This is a genomic window from Robbsia andropogonis, assembly GCF_000970345.1.
Lineage (GTDB): Bacteria > Pseudomonadota > Gammaproteobacteria > Burkholderiales > Burkholderiaceae > Robbsia > Robbsia andropogonis.
Genome location: NZ_LAQU01000016.1, coordinates 129,096 through 137,243 on the forward strand (window position 1 = coordinate 129,096; position 8,148 = coordinate 137,243).

6 protein-coding genes and 1 pseudogene are annotated in these 8,148 nt (G+C 58.4%); 6 read left to right on the top strand and 1 reads right to left on the bottom strand.

All coding sequences use genetic code 11. The annotated features are described in order from the left end of the window. The first annotated feature begins 23 nt into the window (after positions 1–23). The gene (locus tag WM40_RS15885; protein ID WP_046153330.1) at positions 24–1,859 is read left to right on the top strand and encodes a sensor histidine kinase; all 1,836 of its coding nucleotides are present in this window, start codon (positions 24–26) and stop codon (positions 1,857–1,859) included. Beyond that, positions 1,856–2,536 (top strand): response regulator, encoded by a 681-nt coding sequence (locus tag WM40_RS15890; RefSeq protein WP_024905115.1) that lies wholly within the window; start codon positions 1,856–1,858, stop codon positions 2,534–2,536. The genes WM40_RS15885 and WM40_RS15890 overlap by 4 nt, the downstream gene beginning before the upstream one ends. Before the next feature lie 85 nt (positions 2,537–2,621). Here WM40_RS15890 and WM40_RS15895 read toward each other — a convergent pair whose 3' ends face one another. Further along, on the bottom strand, positions 2,622–3,371 hold the full coding sequence (locus WM40_RS15895; protein ID WP_024905116.1) for an SDR family NAD(P)-dependent oxidoreductase: 750 nt from the start codon (positions 3,369–3,371) through the stop codon (positions 2,622–2,624). A gap of 275 nt (positions 3,372–3,646) precedes the next feature. Here WM40_RS15895 and WM40_RS15900 point away from each other — a divergent pair, with 275 nt between their 5' ends. The 4 genes and pseudogenes from WM40_RS15900 to WM40_RS15915 form a co-directional block, all read left to right on the top strand. Further along, positions 3,647–5,986: an FdhF/YdeP family oxidoreductase gene (locus WM40_RS15900; RefSeq protein ID WP_024905117.1), complete on the top strand. Its 2,340-nt coding sequence runs from the start codon at positions 3,647–3,649 to the stop codon at positions 5,984–5,986. Continuing rightward, positions 5,986–6,285 (top strand): helix-turn-helix domain-containing protein, encoded by a 300-nt coding sequence (locus WM40_RS15905; RefSeq protein ID WP_024905118.1) that lies wholly within the window; start codon positions 5,986–5,988, stop codon positions 6,283–6,285. Before WM40_RS15900 ends, WM40_RS15905 begins: the two co-directional genes overlap by 1 nt. Positions 6,286–6,769: 484 nt before the next feature. After that, positions 6,770–7,483 (top strand): gluconate 2-dehydrogenase subunit 3 family protein, encoded by a 714-nt coding sequence (locus WM40_RS15910; protein WP_046153331.1) that lies wholly within the window; start codon positions 6,770–6,772, stop codon positions 7,481–7,483. A 90-nt stretch (positions 7,484–7,573) separates the two neighbouring features. After that, a pseudogene (locus WM40_RS15915) lies at positions 7,574–8,148 on the top strand (GMC family oxidoreductase); the annotation flags it as partial.

An 8,148-nucleotide genomic window follows, 5' to 3' on the forward strand; every position in this document is an offset into this window, starting at 1 on the left:
GGATGAGAAGGAGCGCTTAGGCGATGTTGTCCAGTTTGCGTGCGCGGTTGTTCGGATGGTTGCTGCTGCCGCTGTTAAGCTTCTTGCTGATATCCGCCGCGCTCTCATACAGTTCGGCACGCCGTACCGCCGGACTGCTTGAAGACGATACGTTGCTGGACGCTGCGCGCGTTATCGTAGAGGCGGTGTATTGGCATGAAGGCGCGTTGTCCGCGCCTATCCCGCCAGCCGCGCTCGAACTCTTTGAATCCCCGTATCAAGACCACATTTATTACCGGGTGACGGCGCAGCCGATCGAAGGCTCGCCCGAGGTGGCCTTGACCGATACCGGTGCCCGGCAACGATTGCTGGCAGGCACACCGGATTTACCTATGCGTGCTGCGGGAGTAACCGCTCCCGCGGAATATCCCGAATTATCCATGCGGTCTCCACCACCCCTGGGTGCCGACCTTGCCTCAATCGGCGGATCGACTAATAAAAAAAACGTCGCCGCGAACAGTCCGCGTGACGCGGGAGAATCGCCAGACCATGACGATGGTGGTGGTCCCCCCCGTTACTTCGACGCCATGTATAACGGACTTTCGCTACGGGCGGTCGCCTATGATCGCCTGGTGTACGACGCGGGACGTACTGATCGTGTCACGGTCGTTGTCGCAAAAACCCGGGCGTCCGAGGCGGGCATGGTGCAGGACTTATGGCATCCGCAATTGTGGCGCCAGGTATTGCTTGCCTGCCTGGCATTGCTGCTCGTTCCGGTTGGCCTCACCATCGAACTGAAGCCGCTGATCCGTCTGCGTGATGATGTTGCCAACCGCGATCCCACCGCATTGGTACCGCTTCGCACGGCACATTTGCCTGCCGAGCTGCGGCCTATCGTGGACACGATAAACCAGAGCATTGCCCGTTTGAAGCAACAGGCCAGCACGCAGAGGCAATTCATCGCCGATGCCGCGCACCAGATGCGTACGCCATTGACGGTACTCGACACGCAATTGCAATACCTGCAACAGGTGGGTGCGGGGTCGCCTGGATGGCAAGAAGCGCTTGCGGGAATACAGCGGACGAGTAAGCGGATGGCCTCGATGACAAACCAGTTATTGATGTTGGCGCAGGCGGAGGCTGCCACGCGCCATCCATTGACATCTCGAGTGGATCTCGCGGAAGTCATCGGTGACGTTCTTGCCGAGATGGTTGTCACCGCGGAGCGTCACGCAATCGATCTGGGCGCTGAGTGGGATACCAGCATCCCAGGGCGGCGGGATTCGGACGGTACCCCAGTGCCGATGCCGGTGGCGGGCAACGCCGGCCTGCTTAACGCCATGATCTTGAATCTCGTGGACAACGCGATTCGCTACACGGCGGCGCATTGGGCACGCAACAGGGCAAGATCGGGCGCCGCGTTGTGTCTGGCCGAGGACGGTACGCATGCCGAGGTCGGCACGCATGGCAGCGATGCAAAGCCGGGCCGTGTTGGTGGGCAAGTCACGGTGTCGTGCCGATATGCAGTGCATCCGGGTAATGGCGACGCGTTCGGCAACCCCGTTCGTGAAGTTGTTTTGTCGGTCACCGATAACGGTCCCGGCATTCCGGCGGAAGCGAGGGCGCACGTCTTCGAGCGATTCTATCGCGTGCATGGCGAAGTAGACAGTGACGGCTCGGGCCTGGGACTGTCAATCGTCCAACAGATCGTGCAGGCCCACCACGGTTCTGTGGCGCTTACCATGCCGCTTTATACCAGTGTGCCGGCGATGGCGCATGGTGCAGCGGTGGCACACTCGAATGGCGCCAATGCCACAGGCTTATGCGTGACCGTGCGTTTGCCTGCGTGGCCTGCGTCGGAAGAAAGGGGATCGATATGAAGCTGCTGCTGGTGGAAGACAATGTCGAGTTATCGCGTTGGCTCGTCAATTTATTGCACGAGGAGCAATTCGCCGTCGATTGCGCGGCCAACGGCGAGGGTGCGGAGACGTTGTTAAAAGCGCATGGCTATGACGTGGTGCTGCTCGACATGCGCTTGCCTGGCATCAGCGGAAAACATGTTTTAAGCCGCTTGAGGCGTCACGGCGATAACGTGCCGGTCATGATGCTGACGGCGCACGGGTCGATCGAGGATAAGGTGGATTGTTTCGGTTTAGGGGCTGACGACTATGTGGTCAAGCCCTTTGACGCTCGGGAACTGGTGGCCCGGATCAAAGCGTTGGTGCGTCGTCGCCTGGATGACCGATCAGGCCGGTTGCGCTGTGGCGATTTGCATTACCTTACCGAGGCGCGCGAGTTCCGTTGCGGTGACGCACCCCTTGTCTTGCGCCGACGTGAACATGCGATACTGGAGGCGTTGATGCTACGGCAGGGCAAGACGGTGTCGAAGACGGCCTTGATGCAAAGTGTCTATGGTGTCGACGATGACGCGAGCGCCGACGCCATTGATATCTATATCCATCGCTTGCGTAAACAAATCGCTGGCAGTGGTGCCGAGATATCGACCTTGCGGGGACTCGGCTATATCTTACGTACCCGGATTGAGGCGCCCGCTTAGCGCGCCGCGATCCATCGCCACTCCCATGGCCGTGCGATAGCGCAGCGGGCATTGCCCCCTTCGCGTTCCACGCCTTATACCCCGCTTATTGCGAGCGTTGCACCTTCAGGGGCCCCGGGCCCTGGCAGGTCGGCATCATTTCTATCGCATTGATGTTAACGTGTTCCGGCAGCGACAGCAGCCAGCTCACCGTGTTCGCGATGTCTTCCGCATTGAGCGGTACCGTATCTTGATAAACCGCAGCGGCCTTGCTGTCGTCGCCCTTGAACCGGGTGTTCGAGAACTCGGTGCCACCCACCAGACCAGGCTCGATTGATGACACCCGCACATTCTTACCAACCAGATCCGAGCGCAGGTTCAACGTGAACTGATGCACGAACGCCTTCGTCGCGCCGTAGACGTTTCCGCCCGGGTAAGGATAGATCCCGGCCGTGGAGCCGATATTGATGATCCAGCCGGCATTGCGTTCGACCATGGCCGGCAAGGCGGCGTGCGAGCAGTAGACCAGGCCTTTGATGTTCGTATCGATCATCGTCTCCCAGTCATCCAGATCTGCCTTGTCCGCCGTTTCCAAACCCAATGCCAGCCCGGCGTTATTGATCACGGCATCCAACGCACCGACTTTCTCGGCAATCCAGGCAAACGTGGCGTGCACGTCGTCGCGCTTCGTCACGTCGAGCGTGCGCGGAATCAACTGGCTGCCCAACTCGGCGGCCAGCGCGTCGAGACGCGCCTGACGGCGGCCGGTGGCAATGACGGTGTGACCTTCCTGGATCAGGCGGCGGGCAATCGCTTCACCAAATCCGGCGCTGGCGCCGGTTACGAGAATATTCATAGGGCGGATGGACGGTTCGCGGTGCGGTGGAAGTGACCGCGTGGTGGAAAACCCCTATCGTAACCCGTTCGTGCGCCGCATGTGAAAGCGCGCACGCGTATTCACCGTCCCGTGGGCCGATTACGCACCGCATTAACCGGATTGCGACCCCGGAGCGATTGATATGTCACTGTGCTCTAAAAACTGTATCCTTTTATTCTCGTTTGGCCTGTACATGCCGACAAAATGTCGCAGGCATATGCTTGGAACGCACACATAAAGCAGCGGAGCGGCACATGGCAGACCCGAAGATCGAAACCTACAACAATCCGGCCGGCGGCTGGGGCGCACTGAAATACGTGGCAATCAACATATTCAAGGAAAAGATTGTCAGTAAGAGCATGCGTACCCTGCTAGCGCAGAATCAACCGGATGGTTTCGATTGTCCGGGCTGCGCCTGGCCGGATCGTAATCACGCGTCCACGTTCGAATTCTGCGAGAACGGGGTGAAGGCGGTGGCTGCCGAAGCGACGTCGAAACGCGTCACGCGGCAGTTTTTTGCCGATCACACCGTGACCAGCTTGCTGGCGCAAACCGATTACGAACTTGAGCAGCATGGGCGCCTGACCGAGCCGATGATCTACGACGCGACCAGCGATAAATACAAGCCGATTGCATGGGACGATGCTTTCGCGCTTGTTGGCGCGCATCTGCGTGCGCTGCCTCATCCCGACCAAGCATCGTTTTATACATCCGGCCGGGCCAGTAACGAGGCTGCTTTCCTGTTCCAGCTGTTTGTCCGGGAGTATGGCACGAACAATTTCCCGGACTGCTCGAACATGTGTCACGAACCTACCAGCAAAGGGTTGCCGCCCGCGGTGGGCATCGGCAAGGGCACCGTGACGCTGGACGACTTTGATGCGTGCGACACGCTTCTCATTTTCGGTCAGAACCCGGCGACGAACCACCCACGGATGATGGGGGAGTTGCGCGAATGCGCTAAGCGTGGTGCCACCATTGTGTCGATCAATCCGTTGCGTGAGCGGGGCTTGGAGCGTTTTGCCAGCCCGCAGCATGTTCATGACATGCTCTCGACGACGGGAACGCCGATCAGTTCGATGTTTATTCAACCCTCGCTGGGTGGCGACCTCGCGCTGATCAAGGGCCTGATCAAGCATGTCATCGAACGCGATGACGCCGCCATCGCCAGCGGTGCCGAGCGCATTGTCGACGTCGACTTCCTCACCGAGCATACGCTGGGGTTCGAGGCGCTGGCCGCCGATAGTCGGGCCGAACGCTGGGATCTGATCGTCGCTGAGTCCGGTGTGCCATACGACCAGATCGTGCGGTTGGCCGAGGTCTACATCAAGGGGCGCGCCGTGATCTCGACCTGGGGCATGGGCCTGACGCAGCACAAGTACGCCGTCGGTACAATTCAGATGCTGACGAACCTGATGTTGTTACGGGGCAATATCGGTCGCCTCGGCGCGGGGCTCTGTCCCGTGCGCGGACATTCGAACGTGCAGGGCGACCGTACCGTCGGCATTGACGAGCGCCCGCCGGCAGCAATGCTTGATCGGATGGAAAAAGTGTTCGGCTTCAAGGTTCCGCGCACGCACGGGCTGGACGTGGTGGGAACCATTCAGGCAATGCTGGATAAGCAGGTAAAGGTGTTTGTCGCCCTGGGTGGCAATTTCCTGATGGCCTCGCCAGACACACCGCGCGTGGCGCAAGCACTGGAAAACTGCGACCTGACCGTGCAGATCACGACCAAATTAAATCGGAGCCATTTGGTGCATGGTCGCGATGCGCTGATCTTGCCAACCCTCGGTCGCACCGAAATCGACATGCAGGCCGGTGTCGCGCAGGGCGTGACCGTCGAGGATTCGATGAGCATGGTTCATATCTCATACGGGATCAACAAGCCAGCCTCCCCGGATTTGCTGTCCGAGATCGCGATTGTCGGACGGATGGCGGCGGCAACGCTGCCGCAGAGTGCGATCCCGTATCTCTGGTACATCGACGATTACGCCAGGATTCGCGATGCGATCGAATCGGTGTTCGATGCATTCAAGGATTACAACGCACGTGTTGCAAAACCGGGCGGCTTCCATCTTGGGGTTGCCTCGCGTGACCGGGTCTGGAAGACGGCGTCCGGCAAAGCCGAGTTCAAGGTCCATGCGATACCGACGGATTCCCCTATTCATCGCGCCAAGGCCCGTTTCGGAGATCGACTGCTGACGCTGATGACCACGCGCTCGCATGACCAATACAACACGACGATCTACGGGATGGACGATCGCTACCGTGGCGTGTTTGGCCAGCGGCGCGTGATTTTTGCGTGCAAGGCGGATCTCGACCGTCTCGGCTTCAAGGACGGTGAACGCATCAATCTGGTCAGCGTCTGGGACGATGGCGTCACGCGTCGCGCGGACGATTTCCTGCTTGTCGAGTATGACATTCCGGCTGGCTGCATCGCCGGTTACTACCCCGAGACGAACCCGTTGGTGCCGTTGGACAGTTTTGCCGATGGCGCTCGCACGCCAACGTCGAAATCCATCCCGGTGCTGATGGAAAAAGTCACGGTATTACATGCGACGTCGCCTGGCTCGGTGCGAGATACCGTTGTCGTCTGATGCGCGCCGCTGACGACACCTCGCCGGAAGCACAGCTGGCACGCCTGCTGGCGACGCTTGCAGACCCCTCCGCCGACGGTGGTCTGTCACTTGCTCGGGTCAGCAAGCGCAGCGGGTTGCCGATGAGCACGTTGCGCCGTCTACTATCGGCGCTGGGCGATGCCGATCTTGTCGTTTGGTCTCTCCAAGATAACGGTCGCGGCACCGCGCGACTCACGCAGGCCGGTCGTTCGCTGATTGCCGACACGCTTTCTCCACTCGATACATCGTCCTCGTCTTCGCACTCGATGCCGGATTAAACGCATCAGATTCCACGCCTCGCCGTAGCGGGAAACTTCTCCGCGCGTTTTACCGATATTCATCGTATTTTGAAAACCCTTACGATGAGGTCGATGATATTTTGCTGCTGTGGCATATTGTCGCGCCCGCGATTCCTGATTTTGTTCTTCCTTTCATCGTAGAAAATTTGAAAGCGTAATGAAAAAAAATCTTTATGCATCAAATGTACTAACTAGCTAGTTCATTATGAGTTTTTTCATAGGCCATCTATTATTGTGAATTTTGCAATTATTCATCGATAGCTGACGATATCTATTTCGTAATGAATATGTAATACAGCTTCTCATGCAATGACCGAGAGCTTTGTATGATGGGCCCCGGACCGTCAGCTGCTACATACCATCGTTCCATAAGGCATCACGCAACTGCCGCGTGACAGGACTAGTATCAAGATGAGCCGGGTATGGGCTGACAATGCAATTCACAAGCATCCAGAGGGTAGATATGCGCAGACGCGGATTTCTCGTATCGATCGCGCTGCTGATAGGCAGTGTGACCGTAGCAAAAGCGAAGGTGATCTGGGGCGGGATGCCTTGGACCGGGAAGGCGTCGGCGGCCCCTCAGCCGGTTGTGGCCGACGGCTGGAAGTTTTTCACCGCCGGAGAAGCGGAGCTGGTGGCGGCGCTGTCGGACCGAATCATTCCAGCGGATGAGCTGAGCATTGGCGGCAAGGAGGCAGGCTGCGCGGTTTTTATCGATGCGCAATTGGCGGGCGCTTACGGGAAAGGGAGCTATCTTTATCTGGATGGTCCGCTCAAGCAAGGTCTTCCGCAGGCCGGCCCCCAGTTCAAGGAAGGTCCTGCTGCACGGTGGCGCGCTGGTTTGGCCGCTTTCGATTCCGCGGTCAAAGCCAAGAGTGGCAAGCCTTTCGTTGCGCTGACCCCGGCCGAACAGGACATGATGATTGGTCAATGGGAGGCTGGCACGCTGCCCATGTCCGGTGTCAATGCAAAACAGTTCTTTAATCTGGTGCTCTGGAACGTGCGCGAAGGCTATTTTTCAGACCCGATCTACGGTGGCAACAAGAACATGGCTGGCTGGAAAATGCTGGGTTTTCCTGGCGCGCAATACGATTTTCGCGACTACATCGACAAGCCAGGGCAGAAACTGGACATCAAACCGGTCAGTTTTATTCGCAAGCCCACCCAGACGACTTAAAGACCAGGCATTTGTAGCTAAAAACGTTGTGAACGGCATCATCGATTCATAACGACAGGTCTTCACAATACAGAGCAAGGAGTATCCAATATGGCGCAAAAGCGGCCAAAAGTGGATGCCGTCATCGTTGGCCTAGGATGGGCCGGTTCGCTGATGGCGAACGAGTTGACGGAAGCAGGATTGAACGTCGTGGCCATCGAGCGCGGTTCGTGGCGTGACACCAGTACCGATTTTCCGACCAGCATCGACACCGATGAACTGCGTTTTGCGCGGCGTCGTGAATTGTTGCAGCCATTGAGCGTGGAGACGATGACGTTTCGTAACCGCCCGGATCAGGAAGCGCTCCCTTTGCGCGACTTGAACACTTATCAGTTTGGCTGGGGTGTGGGCGGTGCGGGCGCGCACTGGAATGGCATGACGTGGCGTTTCCTGCCGACCGACTTCGTGACGTACTCGCATACGGTTGAAAAGTACGGTAAGGGTAAATTCGTCGAGGGGTTGCAGGTGCAGGACTGGGGGGTGACGTACGATGACCTCGAGCCGTTTTACGACAAATTCGAACGCATTGCCGGAACGTCGGGGAAGGCGGGCAATATCCAGGGCCAGAAGATCGAGGGGGGCAATATCTTCGAAGGGCCGCGCAAGCGCGACTACCCGCTGCCACC